The organism is Paenibacillus xylanilyticus (assembly GCF_009664365.1).
Taxonomy (GTDB): domain Bacteria; phylum Bacillota; class Bacilli; order Paenibacillales; family Paenibacillaceae; genus Paenibacillus; species Paenibacillus xylanilyticus_A.
The window spans coordinates 2,923,170-2,940,579 of sequence record NZ_CP044310.1 but is presented as its reverse complement, the minus strand read 5'-3'; the positions used below and the strand labels follow the sequence as shown (position 1 = coordinate 2,940,579).

The window sequence follows — 17,410 nt, the reverse complement described above, 5'->3', positions numbered from 1 at the left end:
TGAAGGTCCCCTTTCCCCAGTCCTGTTATTTTTTATTCGTTTCCGTACGTGGATCAAGTACATCGCGCAGCCAATCCCCGAGGAAAATAACACCAAGCACTGTGAATGTAATGGCTAGTCCCGGGAATGTGGCGACCCACCAGCTTGTGGCTACATATTGTCTTCCATCACTGAGCATGCCTCCCCATGAAACGTCCGGCGGCTTAATGCCGAGACCGAGGAAACTGAGCGAAGCTTCCATAATAATGGTCGTTCCGACGTTCATACCGCAGATGACGATAAAGGAAGACAGGATGTTTGGCAGAATGTGTTTTACAATCAACCGTCCATTCTTGGCTCCTATGGACCTGGCAGCATGAACGAAGTCACGCTCCTTGATGCTGAGAACCTCACTTCGAACGATACGGGTAAACGGAACCCAGTTGGTCACGCCGATGACAAAGATCAACGTCGTTATTCCCGGGCCAACGATGGCCATCACAACGAGCATGAACAGAATGGTAGGAATGGCCATGAAGGCATCCCCCACCCGCATGATGACCGCATCCAGCCATTTCCCATAAAATCCGGATAGCAGTCCCAGTATGGCTCCGATCACTCCTGAGACAATGACTGCCCCCATACCGACGATTAATGAAACGCGTGCACCATACACGATTCGGCTCCACATATCTCGGCCTAAATTATCCGTACCAAGCCAATGTTCCGAGGCTCCTCCGTCCAGCCAGGCAGGAGGTTTGAGGCGATTCAGCGGATCGACAGCTGCAGGATCGTGACTCGTTAGCAGAGGTGCACATATGGCGATCCAAACGACCAACAAAACGAGCACAGAGCCAAGCATCCCGGTCTTGCTGATGATCAGTTGTTTCCATATATAGCGAAATCCCCCTTGCGTATGTGAACTCTCCTTTTTCTGTTCCGAACCCGGAATTGGCATTTCATTGCTCCCTGTCATAGATTGCACCTCCTTCTAGTCGAATTTAATGCGCGGATCAAGCAGCCGGTAAGCTACGTCCGTCAGAATATTGGTTATAACTACGATTAATGCAATGACAAACACGGCCGCCTGAACAATCGCCATGTCATGTGTATTGACGGCGACGACCAGAAGCTGTCCCAAGCCCGGCCAAGAGAACACCGTTTCCGTAATCAGTGTTCCGCCGATCAGACTCGTAAACTGCAAGCTCATAATCGTTACAACCGGGATCAAGCCGTTCCGAAACGCATGCTTCCCAATCACGACCATCCGGCCAAGCCCCTTGCTGCGTGCTGTACGAATATAATCCTGACTTAGAATTTCCAGCATACTGGAACGAATGAGACGGGTCATCTGTGCGGCCAGACCTACGCCAAGGGTAAATGCGGGCAGGATCAAGTGCGACAGACCACCACGGCCCGAGACGGGCAGAACGCCCAACATAACGGAGAACAGCAGGATCAGCATGATACCCATCCAGAAGTTTGGCATCGCCTTACCGATCACGGATATCCCCGAAATGATCAGATCGGTAAACGTATTACGTTTAACCGCCGAAATGACTCCCAGCGGCACAGCCATAAGCACCGCAAAAAACATGGCTGCTACAGCCAGTTCGAAGCTGGCAGGCAATCTCTCCAGAACAAGCTGCAGAGCTGGTTGTCCATAGCGAAAAGATTGACCGAAATCGCCCTGCAATGCGCTGACGAGGAATTTCATGTATTGCGTGTAGAGCGGTTGATCCAGCCCAAGCGCTTCCGTTAGCACCGCGCGGTCTTCCGCTGTGGCAGTCTCGGGCAGCATCAGGGCAACAGGATCACCCGTGACCCTGACCAATATGAAAACAATCAGCGATACAATGAATAATACCGGTATGACTTGCAGTAAAGATTTGAATACGTACTTCCCCATCCTCATTCACCTCCATGCGATACAAAAGAACGGCAGGAACTTGGTCAACCCAGTCCCTGCCGTTCACGGCCTATCGTTGCAATGACCAGTTGTTCTGCCGGGTCTTACTGTGCTGCAGGTGTAATCTCGTCGGCATAGAACATTTCATCACTGCGCGGCGTGAAGTTCACGCGTGCATTCGTTCCGTAGACCCCTTCCATCTGGTACAGATACACGGCTGGACGTTCCTCTGCGAAGATCTGCTGTACTTGTTGGTACTCTTTTTCACGAGCCTCAGGGTCCATATTTACCAATGCAGATTGAAGCAATTTCTCCACTTCCGGATTATTGTAATCCGATTCTCCTTTAGCTTCTTCCAACATGTAACGGTTGTAGTTATTTGAAGCGTCGAACAAGGAGTTGCCGATACCGATCATGAAAATTTCCTTGAATGATTTGGAGCTGTAACGTTCACTGAAAGCACTTGGCTCCAGCACGTCCATATTGATTTTGAAGCCTGCTTGCTCCAGCATGGCAGCAACTACTTCAACCTGTTCCTTATATTGTGATGAAACGGAAATGGTCATCTCGGCTTCGCCTTCAGCGTAACCCGCTTCTTTCAGAAGCTGTTTGGCTTTTTCCAAATCATATAGGGATGTTTTGTATAATGACGGATCTGCACCAAAGTTACCTGGCGTTACAGATGTACGAGTGACGATACCTGCTCCGCCTGCAATGCTGTCGACAATACCTTGTTTGTCGATGGCCAGATCAATGGCTTCACGGACTTTCGGATCAGCTGTAATGCTGCCTTCTGTCTGACGGAAGATCAGCTGCAGCACGCGCTGGATTGGCGCTTTGACAATTTTCTTGTCTGCTTCACCTTCAATGCGGGCGATGTCTGTAGATGGAATCGATGCAGCGACGTCAACTCCACCCGCGAGCAGTTCGGATACCCGTGTGGAAGCCTCAGGAATTACGCGGAATACGACTTCATTCCATTTCGGTTCATCGCCATAGTAGTTCTCATTCTTCACGAGTACCACACGATCATCTTTGGTCCATTTGCTGAATTTATATGGTCCGGTTCCTACCGGCTGTTTCAGGAAAGCATCCATGCCATTATCCTCGATATATTTGGCAGGAAGGATGCCTGCTCCCATTTTCGAGAGGCGGTTAAGCAGGAGCGGATCCGGACCGTCTGTAATGATATCCACCGTATGCTCATCAACAGCTTTAACTTCAACGATATTCTTGAAATAGCTGTTTTGTTTAAGCGTTTCATCTTTGGCTACACGCTCTATTGTATATTTGACGTCTGCTGAAGTGAATGGATCACCATTATGGAACGTAACCCCTTCACGCAGCTTGAAGCGCCAGGTGGTGTCATCCACTTGTTCCCAGGATTCAGCAAGTCCAGGCACTTTATTTTGTTCACTGTCGTTTTTGATCAGATAATCGAATACGTTAACCAGAACCGCCTCACTGGATGTATTGTTGTTGTTATGCGGATCGAAGCTCTCAATATCCGTTGCTGCTGCGATCGTAAGTGTTGTGCTGGCAGCTCCGCTGCCTTCCGTTCCACTTGATGCCGAATTGCTGTCTGTACCCGTGCTTGTTCCACCGCATGCGCTGAGCACCAATACTACAGCCAGTAATGTAATCCACATGCCAGTCCATTGTCTTTTTTTCATTTGGAACGTTCCCCCTCAGAAGTTGTGTTTCTTGCCAAAAACTCAAGTGCTATGGATGACAGCATGCCTACACCATACGGCATTGCTGTTTCATCCAGATCAAACATCGGATGATGAAGCGGATATCTTGTCCGCTCTTCCTCATTGCCCGAACCAAGACGGAAGAAAACGCCAGGAATCTGTTCGCAATAGAAGGCAAAATCTTCACCGCCAGTAGAAGGCGGAATGCTGCTCCATCCTTTTGCCCAATCCAATCCATCAACAGTTTCGGTAAGCAAGTCCACCATCGCATGATCGTTAACCACGACCGGATATCCATCGCCATAAACAACTTCATGCCCTGCGCCGAAGGAAGCGCACACCCCACTAACGACTTGTTCAATCAATGCAGGCATGCGTTCACGAAGGGTGGGTGAGAGTGTGCGCACCGTACCGATCATCTCCACCTCTGGCGCAATGGCTGTGCCCATATACCCGCCAGTGATTTTGCCAATGGTGACTACAACGGGCTCCAGCGGATCCACCAAACGACTGGCGATATTCTGCAGCGCTGTGATGACCTGAGCCGATACGGCAATCGCATCGATGCCTTCATGCGGCCGTGCAGCATGTCCACCTTTGCCGTATACACGAATCACCAGACGGTCTGCCGAAGCAAAAGCTACCCCTTTACTCACACCAACGGTACCCGTATCCTGGCCAGGTGTCACATGCAGACCTGCGATCGCATCCACTTTCGGATTCTCCAGTACACCGTCCTGAATCATGGCGCGTGCACCGGCAAGCCCCTCTTCTGCTGGCTGGAACACAAACTTGATGTTGCCCGATTTCGGTCTGCCGAGACCTGTAAGCAGTTCTGCCGCTCCCATCAAAATGGTGGTGTGGGCATCATGACCACATAAGTGAGCCTTGCCTTCAACCTGGGAACGATACTCCGCCGATTTCTGATCCTGGATCGGAAGAGCGTCCATGTCTGCCCGGAGTGCAATGGTTGGACCATCCGTTTCCCCGCGAAGCAAACCGACAACCCCGGTCCTGCCAACATGACGGGTCACTTCAAGCCCGAGGCTCTCCAGATGCTCGGCCACGATGCCTGAAGTCCGAATCTCTTCGTATCCAATTTCCGGATGGCGATGGAAGTCTCTCCGCCAGTTCGTGAGCTTCGGCTGCAGCTGCTTTGCGAGTTCAAATAGTGAAGTTTGTTCCATTAGTGCTCATTCCTTTCCTGTGGTTCTGATGAGACCAACCTTGAATAGATGGCATCAGCGGAAAATGCAATGTGACGTTTCATCGTATCTCGAGATTTCTCCGGATCACGTGATTTCAGTGCTTCAAGGATCTCGGTATGTACTCCTTGGTTAAGAACCCGAATGTTTTCATCGTATGGCATCAGATCCAGCGCAGGATTGATCTTGGTACGAATCTGTCTGACTGCCGTTTCCAGGTAAGGATTCCCTGAGGCCTTGGCAATCGTCAGATGAAACTTGACATCCAGTGCCCTGAACCATTCCCGGGTACATTCTGGCTCGGTACTCTGTTTGATGTAACCTTCCAGCAGCTCCAGTTCGCCTGCGGTGATCCGCTCAGCAGCCAGAAAAGCGCCTTCCGGCTCCACGATTGTCCGATATTCAAACACATGTAACATCTGATCCCAGTCACGCATGATTTCTTCCTTGGTTCTTTTGTGTGCATTCGCCGTGATGGGGAGTACGAATGTTCCTCCCTTGGCACCAACACGTTTTTCAATCAATCCCTTACTCTCAAGAGCAGATAATGCTTCACGAACCGTAATTCGGCTTGCATTGAACATTTCGGCAAGTTCACGTTCCGAAGGCAGCTGATCTTCACTCATGATTTCTTTAAGGATAATAGCTTCCTCTAACTGTTCTCTGATGAACTCACTGACCTTTATTGCCGAAACTTTCTCAAACTGGAAAGTCGCTTGGTTGAACATATCAACACTCCGATCGATATAATGTCTAAACCTTATACCATTAAACTCATACTCATAATATAATTCCGACTAAACAGATATGCAATGTTTTTTTCAAAATATCACATATATTTTTTTAAATCCGACGAAAATCCCTAAGCTAATAACGAAAAAGACGCTACCGATTGACAGCAGCGTCTTCCCTTTGTTTAATTTGTGGTGCTTCGAAACAATTAGTTTTGCTCGTTCAAGTACACCGCTTTTCCCGTGCGGGCAGATTCATAGAGTGCTTCGAGAATTTGCGATACAACCAGAGCTTGTTTAGGTGTAACTACAGGCTCTTGATCCTTATCGATCGCTTCAATCCATTTTCTCATCTCAACATCCGGCGCACTTTCCGACTTCCCGTCGTAGAACGCTACGCCGTCTGCACTTAGCGAGATCTCATTCGTATACAGACGGCTGAATTTCTCGCCGTTAATGCGCAGGCCATTCTTCATGTCCGCTCCGGCTTCCGTTCCGCTAAGACTGCATTTTGCTTCATCCACATCCAGCGAATTCAGCGCCCAGCTGGATTCCAGCATAATGGTCGCCCCATTTTCCATCACGATCATGCCGAAGGCCGAATCCTCAACCGAGAATTTCTTCGGATCCCACGGACCCCATGCATTCGCAGCGTTTTCCTTTTGGGAGAGCTCATGATACGTCGTGCCCAGAACCACTTTCGGTTTGTAATTGTCCATCATCCAGAGTGTCAGGTCCAGTGCGTGTGTACCGATATCGATCAGTGGTCCGCCGCCTTGTTTTTCTTCATCGAGGAAAACACCCCACGTCGGTACGGCTCTTCTGCGAATCGCATGTGCCTTGGCAAAATAGATCGATCCCAGCTCGCCTGCTTGGCACATCTGCTTCAGGTACAAGCTGTCTTCTCTGAAGCGGTTATTGTATCCAATGGTCAGCTTTTTGCCTGTGCGTTCAGCTGCTTCAAGCATGCTCTGTGCTTCGGCGGATGTCTTCGCCATCGGTTTTTCACACATGACGTGTTTGCCCGCTTCAAGAGCAGCAATGGAGATTTCAGCATGAGAAATATTAGGTGTGAGGACATGAACGATATCAATCGTTTCATCCTTCAGCAGCTCCTGATAATCCGTGTATACCTTGGCTTCTGCACTGCCATATTTCTCTTTGGCTTCCTCAGCCCGTTCAGGAACAATATCACAGAATGCAACCAGTTCAACATTATCGAGCTTGCTCAAACTTGGCAGATGCTTGCCATTCGCAATCCCGCCACATCCAACAATTCCAATTCGATACACTTTACTCATATCCATTCACCCTCACTTTTGATTTGGTTTGTTTCATCTTCCGAAAAGCAGACGGGGTCATGCCCAGGCGCTTGCGGAAGACGGCATGCAAATAGTTGGCATTGGTAAAACCGGAGACAAGCGCAATTTGTTCAATTGATCCATTGCTTTCCTCCAGATTGCGGCACACCGCGCCAAGGCGAATATCCTCCAGCACACGGCTGAACGGCATGCCTGGCTGCACCTGATAAAATATCCGCTGCAGTTGTCTGGTGCTGATATGTAGCTTCTCTGCCACATTCTCCAGTGTTACGGCATTGGAATAGTTGGCCTCCATATACTGGACAGCGTATTCATACCTGTACATGGACATATCCCGCTCCGGTGCTTCAACCCGGATTTCGCCGTTATCATGTGCACGAACGGTTCTCAGCAGAATGCTGATCACAAGTTGTTTAATGGATGTATAATACCCGATCAGTTTACGATCACATGCTTCATACGCTTCCAAAAAACAGTTCATGGCCCGGTGATAATCATGCACCGGAACGAGGGGCAGCGCTTTGAGCTTGGCGATCGTTTCCTCGGATTCTGCAGCTTCCCACGGATCGACATCCTCTCTGGGCTGCTCAACAATATCTACATGGAGACATAGTTCATCCATGTCCTCTTCGGCATCGGCCTCCTGATAGTGAACGACGCCAGGCCCGGTCAAATAAAGCATGCCTTCGGACAAGGAATGCATCTGGTCTCCCAGAATAACTTTCCCCTTGCCCCGCGGTATAAAATGAAATTCAAATTCCGCATGGTTATGAAAATCAACGATTCGTCCTGCCGGAAACGACGTCAAGTGAAATCGTAAAACCCGTATTTCGTAATGTCCCCAAGCAATGGTGATGTCCAAACGCTCGAGGAGATCCTGTCGTTCAAGCATTTTTTCAAAAGGATATCGGTTCAATATCGTACCTCCCCAACCCGCCTAGCCTTGCAAATCACTGAGGGAGATCCTGCGTCCTTCCTTGGAAGAGGTATTGGCAGCTTCCATCAGGCGTGTCAGCTCGGCGGCAATCTGCAGATTCTCTGCAGCCAAGGAATCATTCTGAATATGGGAAACCCACTGACTGAATGCGCTTTCTCTTTTCTCCAGCAACGGAAGCTCAGTCCACTCTTTAACCGCCTCTGTACCCGTATTGGTCCGGATCAGCAGCCTGTCGTCAGGTGTACCATACAACAAGGTGCCTTCCGTTCCATGAACTTCAATGGTAAATGGAGAGTGACTGTTCACGAAACCGGCCTCAACCACACCGATCGCTCCAGAATCCGTAAACAGGGTTGCAACTGCATTATCTTCTACCTCTTTGCCTGTGACATAGCCGAAATTGGCACTCACAGCTGTCACTTCCTGACCCAAAAAGAGTCTGGTTAAATACATCGGATGGCACCCCAGGTCAATCATAGCACCTCCCTGACATTCCTCCAAGTTATAAAAATGCTGCGGCAGCCAGTCTGCAATCGCTCCGTTATGAGACAGGCGAACCCGGACATAAGTCACTTTCCCCAATAAACCTTGCTGGAGCACATCCTGAATGGTTAGCGTATACCCGTCATTCAAGCGAGGTAAGGATACGGTCATCTTGACTCCCTGCTCACGGACTTCAGCCAGGATGGCATTCACCTCTTTGACCGTTGAAGCAATAACTTTTTCCGTAAAAATATGTTTACCTGCTCTTGCAGCAGCGGTGATGACGTCTTGGTGGTCACGAGTAGGTGCATCCACGATCAAGGCGTCAATGTCCTTCTGTGCCAGCATCTCTTCAAGAGATGAAAAGTAGGGTACATTCAGTCGTTCGGCAGCTTCCTGCCCCCGCTGAACATTGTCATCCCATACGGCTGCAATTTCAGTGTCCTCATGTTCCTGGACTTGCTTGATATAATCCCATGCATGCACATGCCACAAGCTTATTTTACCAATTCGAATGGTCACGATGTCTTACCTCCTAGTATATAATATCCTGACATTTAAATATAAGTTATCACAGACTTCATTTAATTTTAATAGAATCAGACGACAACAAATATATAAAATTACGACATCCCATTCAGAGTCGACGTTCTGAGTTCAACAAACCAAGAAGCTGTCTTCTCCATGATTTTGCGGTTAAAAGGCTTTCCATTGAGGTTGAATGGCTAATCATGAAAATGCAAAAAAAAGAACCAGGGCTCATGCTAACGCATGGCCCTGGTCTTGCTTCATTGAATGGATTCTATTTCATGGACATTCTCGATTTAAGGAAGCAAATTCTCTTCGGCAGTTACTTCCGGTTCCGGTTCAGGGGTGTTCTCTTCCCCGGCAGTTACGTATAACCGACCTGGTGCTTCGGTCTCGATTTTGTTGCCCGCTGCATCCTGAACGCGAATAACAATGACTCCACCCTCAAGGACTAACGAGGAAGGTGTAGTATATGTTCCCGTATAATGACCGGGCTCTGTCTCCACCAGTGGAATCTCCGATCCGCCTTCCGCATTCAGATTCAGCGGCAGCTGGATTCGGAATGAAGCCTGCAGTCCTGGAGCACTGTCGAAGGAAACTGTTACGGTTTCTCCGGATGCAATTCGCACATCTTCGGCAGGTGCAATATTGGTCAACTCAGGCAGCGTTGTTTCCACGTAGACTTTACGGGTTACCGTTGTTTTATTGCCCGCGACGTCCGTCGCAATGACCGTAATCGTGTTTTCGCCTTCATTGACGAGAATACGATGACTGAAGCTTCGGTCTTTCTCCAATTTGACTGTCTCGCCGTTTACGGTAACCTTGTTGAGGAATTGATCCACTGCGCTGCCTGTAACATGCACCACTTCAGCGTTGGTTCGACTTCCTTCCTCAGGCGTAAGAATAGTCAATTGCGGAGGCGTCAGATCCTGGATAATAACAACAGGAAGTGAGCGATCCGTTACTTTACCATCAATTATTGCCTCTGCAGTAAAGGCATTGACTCCTGAACGAAGTTTGGCGTCAAACTTGAACGTTCCGTTGGTTACCGTTGTTGTTCCCGCTACATCTTTGCCATTGTAGATTTTGATCTGAGCTCCATTCGCCGGAGAAGTACCTGATACGGTGAATGTCGTTTTATTGGAATACGTATTGCTTGGTGCCGTAAGTACGGGTGCGTTTACCGGATATCTCACCACCGCCCGAATCATATAGTTACCTTCTTCTGCCGGTGCTGTGTCCCATACGCCGCTTACGCGCTGCCAGCTTCGTCCGGCATTGGTTACGTTCTCGTCGGTAGCCAGTCCCGGTGCACTTGTTCCTGCAGCGGATTGTATATACACAATATAGAAATCTCCACTCGTGATGACCGGTTCCGGGAATTCAACGCTGGTCCACTGATCGTTGCGCAGTGCAGTTCCCTCAAACGGTCCTGCCAGCAAACGCCCCGGTGCTCCATTCGCTCCGGAAGCATCATAGACAGCATATTGGAATGCGGTCCCACCAGGCACAGGCCACTCTGTGTTCCAGAATCGGAACGATGCGCCTGTTACTTGAGCGGTTGCTTGCTCAGGTGTCATCCGGACCGCCCAGGCATTATCTGCCGCTACAAAGGCTCTTGCATTCTCCGCTGTACCGTCATCATATGCGATTTCTCCAGGGAAACCGATAAACGGCTTCAATGCCACACTTGCATCCGCAGCACCATTCCCTGGTACCGTCACAGTAACGGTTTTGCTGTAATAGTCTGCAGCTCTGACGGAGACGGTATAACTTCCTTCCAGCACATCCAGTACGAAACTACCGTCCGACCCGGTACGAACCTCACCTACCTGGGCATCTTCCAGTACCAGAACGGAAGCATCGGCCACCGGTTCGCCTGTACGCTCGTCGGTAACGATACCTTCAATCGTACCATGAGGTATAGCTTCCAGATTGAAATTGGCTTTTGCACCACTACCGTCGGTAATGGTTACTGCTTGTGTACGCGGATAATAACCATAAGCCTCCGCTTTCAAAGTATAATCACCCGCCACATGAGTGAAGCTGTATTTCCCTGTGGATGGATCTGTTTTTACCGAACGCCCGGTTTCAATGACCGTAACCGTTGCACTTGCAGGCAGGCTTTGTGGATTAACGGAGCCTGTTTCCGGTTTCTCAGCCTCAGGCTGCTGCTGCTTGGATTGATTGAATTCTGCCTTATCGGTTCGTGTAACCTTATACCAGGAATTGTCATATTCCGGTTTTGGCTTGTCACTGCTGAGCACTACCGAACTATCCTGTGTAACCGTCTCTGGAGCAATGCTCAAGATGCGGAAATCATCAATATACCAACCGGTCTTGACCACACTGCTATCGGAGGTCAGGCGGAATCGGAATTGAACTTCGTTTCCAGTCAGCGAACTCAGGTCATAAAATACCGGTGTCCACTGCTTGCCATTCGAATTATGTGAGAACTTGCCCAGCTCTGACCATGTGCTTCCACCATCAGATGAAGCTTCCACATAGCCAAAATCATATCCGCCCTCAATTTCATACCAGTGGTTGAATGTCAGGGTAGCATCATTGGTATCCGTCAAATCCACAACAGGTGAAACCAGTGAATAGTTTGAACCATTCTCATACGTACTGTCCAGATCCGTTGCCCAGACATTTGGCGGAGAAACGGCACTTGCTGGTCCATTGACTGGAACCCCGCGTTCCCATTCATCCTTCGTTCCCGAATGAGTCCAGCCATTATCGTCACTACCGTCAAACTGGTCGACGTAAATGTCTTCCGGCACCTCAACCGAGATGGATACCTCATTCGACTTTCCACTCTCATTGCCGCTATAATCCAGAGCCGCAACGGTGTAATAGTACGTTGTATCCGTAACTGTAGCTGTATCCGTAAATGTTGTCGCTCTTGTATTTCCGATCGCCTCGTATTCGTCACCCGAAGTTGTCGAACGATACACGACATAAGACTCCAGATCCTCATCGTCAGGTCCATTCCAGGATAACGCCACATTACCCAAAACGTCAGCTGTAGCGCTAAGTTCTACAGGTGCACCCGGGGCGATATCATCAGGTGCTTGTACAGAGAAGTCATCGATATACCAGCCTGCCTTCTGTACAGTGTTGTCACTGGTCAGATTAAACTGGATGAACACCTGTTGTCCTGCATATTCATGCAGGTCCACATACTGGGTTTTCCAATCACCGCTTGTGCCCGTAAAGCTTAATAGTTCTTCAAATACATAGTCACTGTCTTCTGTCGCGATGTATACCTTACCGAAGTCAATATTGCTCTCCAGATCAAACCAGTGTTTGAACGAGAGTAATGCCCCTTCTGGACTTTCCGTTAGATCAATAGGTGGAGCGAGCAGATAGGCGTTGCTATTAGCTGCGTACGTACCTTCCAGATTGGTCGCAATGACCTTCTCGCCGGAGGCTGCACTGCCAGGTCCGCTGGTTGGCGCACCCCAAACCCATGTGCTTCCTGTACCTCCTGTTGTGAAGCCCAACTGATCTTCTTCAAAATCCTGAACATATCCAGGCTGGACTCCATTGGACACAGCCACTTTATACACCTGGCTGTCGAATCCGTTGTTCCCGTAATCGTTAACCCGAATATAATATTCCACGCCTTCAGGCTCGATCAAAAATGCCGGAATGGAAGTGGAATAGGTACCATCCTTGCTGTCCCCCGCTATGCGATTCATCGGCAGATAGACATACTGGCTTGTTCCCGTCGTTTTGGCAAAGGCATCTACGGAAACCACTCCCACATTGTCCGTTACATGAGCCGTCAGCGGAATATCGAGTCCGGTAAAAGCTGAATTCACAGGTGTATGCTGGAGGACCGGCTCTTCCAGATCATCTCCTGCCGTTACCACTCGTCCGGATACGGTTCCTATTCCTTCAAGCACCGAACCCACAGCGTCCAAGGCATTGATAATGCCATGCCCGTAACCGTTGTTGGGCGAAGTTGGAAATTGACTGTCCGTTCGCGGTGTTGCTGTATCCATAATGATCTGTTCCAGTTGATCTACAGTCAGGGAATGATTGGCCTGGAGCAGTAATGCAGCAAGTGCTGTCGTATGGGGACCCGCCATGGATGTTCCATCCCAGCCTCCCTCGTACACCCCGCCAGGAACAGCAGATCGGATATTGACTCCTGGTGCCGAGACTTCCGGCTTGATCTCATCATATGGAGATGGACCCTGAAGTGAGAATGAGGCCAGGTTACCGTTAATATCTGTTGCTCCTGTGGCGAAGCTTTCCGGATAATTCGCTGGATTCGCAACTGAGCCTGGGCCACCCGGATTCGTTAATCTCACATTACCAGCCGAAAACTCAGGGAAAATCTGTGCATCCCGCCAGGCTTGTACCATGGGCCGGAACCACTCATCCAGTCCTGCGCCACCACCCCAGGAATTGTTGACAACATCCGGGGCAAGCTCAGGATGCAGGTTGCCTTCGGCATCCACTGGTGCGATCAGCCATTGCCCGCCGTCCAGGATGATGGCATCAGTGGTTTCCGGATTGAATATCCGCACACCGATCCATTTGGCACCTGGAGCCACACCGATCTGATTGCTTCCATCTTCCTCCGAACCCACCATCGTACCCATCGTATGTGTACCATGCCCGTCTTCATCCGCAGGCAGGGAAGCGTTACTATGTGGATCATACCAGCTAAGCTCTGGATCAACGATATTACCAGATGCATCGAATCCTCTCCATTTGCTGCGAAGAGCTGGATGATTGTAATCAACCCCACTATCCAAGTTGGCAACGACGATGCCTGTTCCATCGATCCCTCTCTCCCAAACTGCGGGTGCATTGATATAATCGATATTCCATTCGACATTTTCTGTTGCCAGATTATCCTTTGTTGCAGCTGCCGAGTCCTTGGAAGTTGCTGCATCTTCCTTGACCGGTGTTTTTGCAGGATCTGCAGACGGAGCTGCACTTGCCTTTTCTTTGCTCACCTCAGCTTTTTGCAAGTAACGCGTTTCGTTAGGGAGAACTTTCTCCACTTCAGGCAGCAGAGCAATCTGTTCCATGACTTCCTTGGTACTCGTTACGGCGAGTGAATTGACGATAAAATAGCTTTTATATTCTTTAACATTGCCTTTGTCAATTTCTTTCTCGAGATAGCTTTCAAGCGTGTACTGCGTCCGCGAAGCCGTTTCCCGGAGAGTGCTGACAACCGAATTTCGTACGGACAGCTTGGTCGCTGAAGCCGTCTGTTTCTCGATCGTCGCCTTTTCCATGGCCTGTTTCGAGACCGCTGACGTATCCACCTGCTCCTTCATTTTCACGAGATAGGTGACATAGTCGCTATCCTCAAACTGTTTGGTCAATTTCGCGTTGACTTTGGATGTCGAAACCTTGGCCTGGCTTGATTTCATGTCGATTTTTTGTGATGTGGAGTTTTCAGCTGAAACCGGATGTACAATCGAAAATGCAAGGAGAAGCGAGAGGCCCATGGAGATGGGCTTGCGTAACCGATTACTCTTAATCAAACTTTTCCACTCCTTTTACCCGGTTTTTGGATTATTCTGATGCTTAAGCCCTTCTCAATTTAAATCAAAATGGAATTACGGCCTTTTGCGGACACCAATAGACGCCCGAATCATTACATAGAGCCTCACCTCCTTTAAAGGTCTGGTTACACAGGCGATATGAAACGGTAGCAGCAGATTGTAAGTCTTGGAAGTTTAGAAATGGAAGAATGATAGGCCCAAACATGAGAGTGAATGTTGATAAGCATTCATATAGGAGGGTAATCACGTGCGTTAGCAGAAAGCTTGCCAGGGAGTGAATGAAACGTTCATTTGCGATTTGTGCGAGTAATGTGGGAATCTCTTTAAAATTACATGTAATAACCAAATTGCAATTTAACTGGATTTTTATGGAATAGTATATCGCCACCATTTGATATGTACAAGCACTTTTCTAGAAAAATATAGAAAATAAGACTTTTTAATGCTTTTATATGTCTGTTGTCTCTCTTAACTTGGTATCGTTTTTTCACAATTGCGCACCATTGGTACCATCATAGATTCAAATCATGCCTTTATGACTAAGACTTGCTGTGTAAGAGACAGCTGAAATGCATAGCACACTCTCGACACAACGATTGGAATAACAAAAAGAACCGACAATGCTGCCGGCTCCATCCTTTGCTTAGTCCATTTCAATCTTGAATACAACCGGCGAGTCGCTCTTCACATCAGTTGTTGTGATCGTCAGCGCATCTGCTGTTCTTCCCCATTGCGGGCGTTCATCAAATCCCAAAATCTCAATATTTTTGATTATCCCTTGGAAGTGATGTGAATTCTCTTTCAAGGATCGAATACGAACCTCTCCGTTGTCCGGATAGACAAGAACCGTGGCGTAGAGACTGCTGTCTTTTACTGTAAAACGAATATCTTCACTGGTAAACATCTTAGTATCTCCGTCTGTGAATTGGCCTTCCTTCACTTCTGTAGGACCTTCGCCGTAAGTACGCCAGAAGGAAGTATCATAGATGGCCTCTCCATTCACGCCGAGCCACTCCCCTATGGCTAACAAAATATCCCGGTCCTCCTCCGGTATGCTGCCATCCGCTTTGGGTCCAACATTGAGAAGCAGATTGCCGTTTTTGCTCACAATGTCGACCAGATCCCTGATGATTTCATTCGCTGATTTGTAGTTGTTATTTTCCGTGTAGCACCAGGAGTTTTTGGCGACGGCCGTATCGGTTTGCCAGTAGTAGGGCTTGAGTTCGGCAAACTGCCCTCGTTCCACGTCGGGAACGGCACAGCCCAGCACAAACGCATCATGTTTGTAGTTAATGACTACAGGAATTCCCCACTCTTCTCCTTTGTTATAGTAATATGCGCTGAATTTTTTCAGGTAGGGCTTGAAGGCTGCAGTCTGAATCCACCAATCAAAATAAAAGACTTGAGGCTGATATTGATCCACCAGCTCACAGCAGCGAACCAGCCAGTCTTCCAGAAACTCCTTGGAAGGAGGCGAGCCATACAGATCATGGTGATCCGGTTCAGGCATGGCAGGCCAGTAGAAATCTCCGCGTTTTAGGGGTTCCTGGATATCCGATTCGAATTCCTTCCCGTGGGACATGAAGAACCAGTGCTCTGCCCGGTGCGAGGAGACGCAAAATGTAAGATCCTGCTTCTCATAAGCGGTCTTCATCTCCCCGAGAAGATCCCGTTTGGGTCCCATTTCAACTGTGTTATAGTGGGAAATGGAGCTTTTATACATTTGAAATCCGTCATGGTGCTCAGCGACAGGCATCACATATCTTGCTCCAGCCTTTTTAAATAATGTGGCCCATTCGTCTGCATCGAACTTTTCCGCACGGAACATGGGAATGAAATCCTTATATCCAAAATCCTTCGGGTGTCCATATACTTCAAGATGATGTTCATGGGCTTTGGAACCCTGGATATACATATTACGTGAGTACCACTCACTATCATAAGCCGGAATGGAATACAATCCCCAGTGAATGAAAATGCCGAACTTGGCATTCCGGTACCAATCCGGGACCTGATACGCACGGAGTGACTTCCAGTCATCCTTGAATCGCCCTTCAGCAATGGTGGCTTCAATCTTTTGCAAAAATTCGGTATGCTCCATCGTTTATTCTCATCCCTTTCGTTATCCTGTTCCCTTGTATTGTAGCGGTAGGTTGAAGGGATGGACATGCAGAACACTAACTTTTGGATGCACAATAATAACCTTGTAAGGAGATACACTCATGAATCATCAGACGCTGCTTACGAACTACCTGTCCAACCTGCAGGTGGAATTATACATGGTCAACTATAATCGGTGCGATAGCGACTGGCGTGATCTGGATTACACCCCCGACTACAGCAAATTCTATTGGATCAGCGAAGGAGAAGGATGGTTAAAGATTGGGGATCAGGAGTATTATCCTGTACCTGGACAGCTATTTTTGATGCCTGAGGGGGTTACTCAATCCTATTCAGTCATTAGCGATCAGCCTTTTCTGAAGTACTGGTGTCATTTCAGCGCCAAGGTCGGGGGAATCAATTTATTTCAAATTTTGAAGTTCCCTCACTTTTGCACCATAGAACGCCCTGAATTGATCAATGAAATCTTCAATCAAATTCTTCTGTATGCGAGATCCGGTGAAGTATATGCTCACTTGATGGCCAAAAGCAAACTGATGGAGCTGATATCCCACTATCTGATGAATCTGGATCTGGAACAGATCACGTATCTGAATATACCCGTCATGGAGAAAATGTCTGCCATACTCGCCTATATTGATGCGCATATTGAAGAAAATATTACCGTTCAGGATCTAGCCCAGATCGCATATATGCATCCCAACTATTTCATTCGCTTCTTCAAGCAGCAGGTTGGCATACCCCTCATTCACTACATTACGGGTAAAAAAGTGGACAAAGCCAAGGAGCTGCTCAGCTGTACGCCGAACACCATTACCATGATCGCTGAACATCTCGGATTTCGGGATTTGTATTATTTTTCAAGGCTGTTCAAGAAACATACCGGGTTAACCCCGACTGAATTCCGCAAACAAACGACACGATTGGTAACATAATACTGGTTATGTATCTCTGTTTCTGAACATCA

The 17,410-nt window shown here is 48.4% G+C and carries 11 protein-coding genes; 1 reads left to right on the top strand and 10 read right to left on the bottom strand.

What is annotated here, in order from left to right:
- Positions 1–25 precede the first annotated feature (25 nt).
- The 10 genes from F4V51_RS13205 to F4V51_RS13160 all read right to left on the bottom strand — a co-directional run bounded on the left by F4V51_RS13205 (position 26) and on the right by F4V51_RS13160 (position 16,423).
- Positions 26–955: an ABC transporter permease gene (locus F4V51_RS13205; protein WP_153978314.1), complete on the bottom strand. Its 930-nt coding sequence runs from the start codon at positions 953–955 to the stop codon at positions 26–28.
- Between the two features lie 15 nt (positions 956–970).
- The gene (locus tag F4V51_RS13200) at positions 971–1,888 is read right to left on the bottom strand and encodes an ABC transporter permease (RefSeq protein ID WP_153978313.1); all 918 of its coding nucleotides are present in this window, start codon (positions 1,886–1,888) and stop codon (positions 971–973) included.
- Between the two features lie 104 nt (positions 1,889–1,992).
- Complete coding sequence (locus F4V51_RS13195; RefSeq protein WP_153978312.1) at positions 1,993–3,561, bottom strand: ABC transporter substrate-binding protein; 1,569 nt, start codon at positions 3,559–3,561, stop codon at positions 1,993–1,995.
- A complete protein-coding gene (locus F4V51_RS13190; RefSeq protein WP_153978311.1) occupies positions 3,558–4,769 on the bottom strand; it encodes a M20 metallopeptidase family protein in 1,212 nt (403 codons plus the stop codon). Before F4V51_RS13190 ends, F4V51_RS13195 begins: the two co-directional genes overlap by 4 nt.
- Positions 4,769–5,515: a FadR/GntR family transcriptional regulator gene (locus F4V51_RS13185; protein ID WP_153978310.1), complete on the bottom strand. Its 747-nt coding sequence runs from the start codon at positions 5,513–5,515 to the stop codon at positions 4,769–4,771. Before F4V51_RS13185 ends, F4V51_RS13190 begins: the two co-directional genes overlap by 1 nt.
- A gap of 212 nt (positions 5,516–5,727) precedes the next feature.
- On the bottom strand, positions 5,728–6,819 hold the full coding sequence (locus F4V51_RS13180; RefSeq protein WP_153978309.1) for a Gfo/Idh/MocA family protein: 1,092 nt from the start codon (positions 6,817–6,819) through the stop codon (positions 5,728–5,730).
- Positions 6,812–7,756 (bottom strand): AraC family transcriptional regulator, encoded by a 945-nt coding sequence (locus F4V51_RS13175; RefSeq protein ID WP_236146755.1) that lies wholly within the window; start codon positions 7,754–7,756, stop codon positions 6,812–6,814. The genes F4V51_RS13180 and F4V51_RS13175 overlap by 8 nt, the downstream gene beginning before the upstream one ends.
- A gap of 21 nt (positions 7,757–7,777) precedes the next feature.
- Positions 7,778–8,782, bottom strand: coding sequence for a Gfo/Idh/MocA family protein (locus F4V51_RS13170; RefSeq protein WP_153978307.1), 1,005 nt, complete (start codon positions 8,780–8,782; stop codon positions 7,778–7,780).
- Between the two features lie 302 nt (positions 8,783–9,084).
- Entirely contained in the window at positions 9,085–14,301 is a 5,217-nt protein-coding gene (locus F4V51_RS13165; RefSeq protein WP_153978306.1) for a S8 family peptidase, read from the bottom strand.
- 664 nt (positions 14,302–14,965) lie between these two features.
- Positions 14,966–16,423, bottom strand: a complete 1,458-nt coding sequence (locus F4V51_RS13160) for an alpha-L-fucosidase (RefSeq protein ID WP_153978305.1) — start codon at positions 16,421–16,423, stop codon at positions 14,966–14,968.
- 121 nt (positions 16,424–16,544) lie between these two features.
- Between F4V51_RS13160 and F4V51_RS13155 the strand changes: the two genes are divergently transcribed.
- A complete protein-coding gene (locus F4V51_RS13155) occupies positions 16,545–17,378 on the top strand; it encodes an AraC family transcriptional regulator (protein ID WP_153978304.1) in 834 nt (277 codons plus the stop codon).
- Positions 17,379–17,410: the final 32 nt, after the last annotated feature.

Excerpts from the sequence above, each read along its gene's own strand:
- F4V51_RS13155 (WP_153978304.1), top strand. The coding sequence starts at position 16,545 with ATGAATCATCAGACGCTGCTTACGAACTACCTGTCCAACCTGCAGGTG.
- F4V51_RS13195 (WP_153978312.1), bottom strand. The coding sequence starts at position 3,561 with ATGAAAAAAAGACAATGGACTGGCATGTGGATTACATTACTGGCTGTA.
- F4V51_RS13160 (WP_153978305.1), bottom strand. The coding sequence starts at position 16,423 with ATGGAGCATACCGAATTTTTGCAAAAGATTGAAGCCACCATTGCTGAA.
- F4V51_RS13205 (WP_153978314.1), bottom strand. The coding sequence starts at position 955 with ATGACAGGGAGCAATGAAATGCCAATTCCGGGTTCGGAACAGAAAAAG.
- F4V51_RS13180 (WP_153978309.1), bottom strand. The coding sequence starts at position 6,819 with ATGAGTAAAGTGTATCGAATTGGAATTGTTGGATGTGGCGGGATTGCG.
- F4V51_RS13185 (WP_153978310.1), bottom strand. The coding sequence starts at position 5,515 with ATGTTCAACCAAGCGACTTTCCAGTTTGAGAAAGTTTCGGCAATAAAG.
- F4V51_RS13190 (WP_153978311.1), bottom strand. The coding sequence starts at position 4,769 with ATGGAACAAACTTCACTATTTGAACTCGCAAAGCAGCTGCAGCCGAAG.
- F4V51_RS13200 (WP_153978313.1), bottom strand. The coding sequence starts at position 1,888 with ATGGGGAAGTACGTATTCAAATCTTTACTGCAAGTCATACCGGTATTA.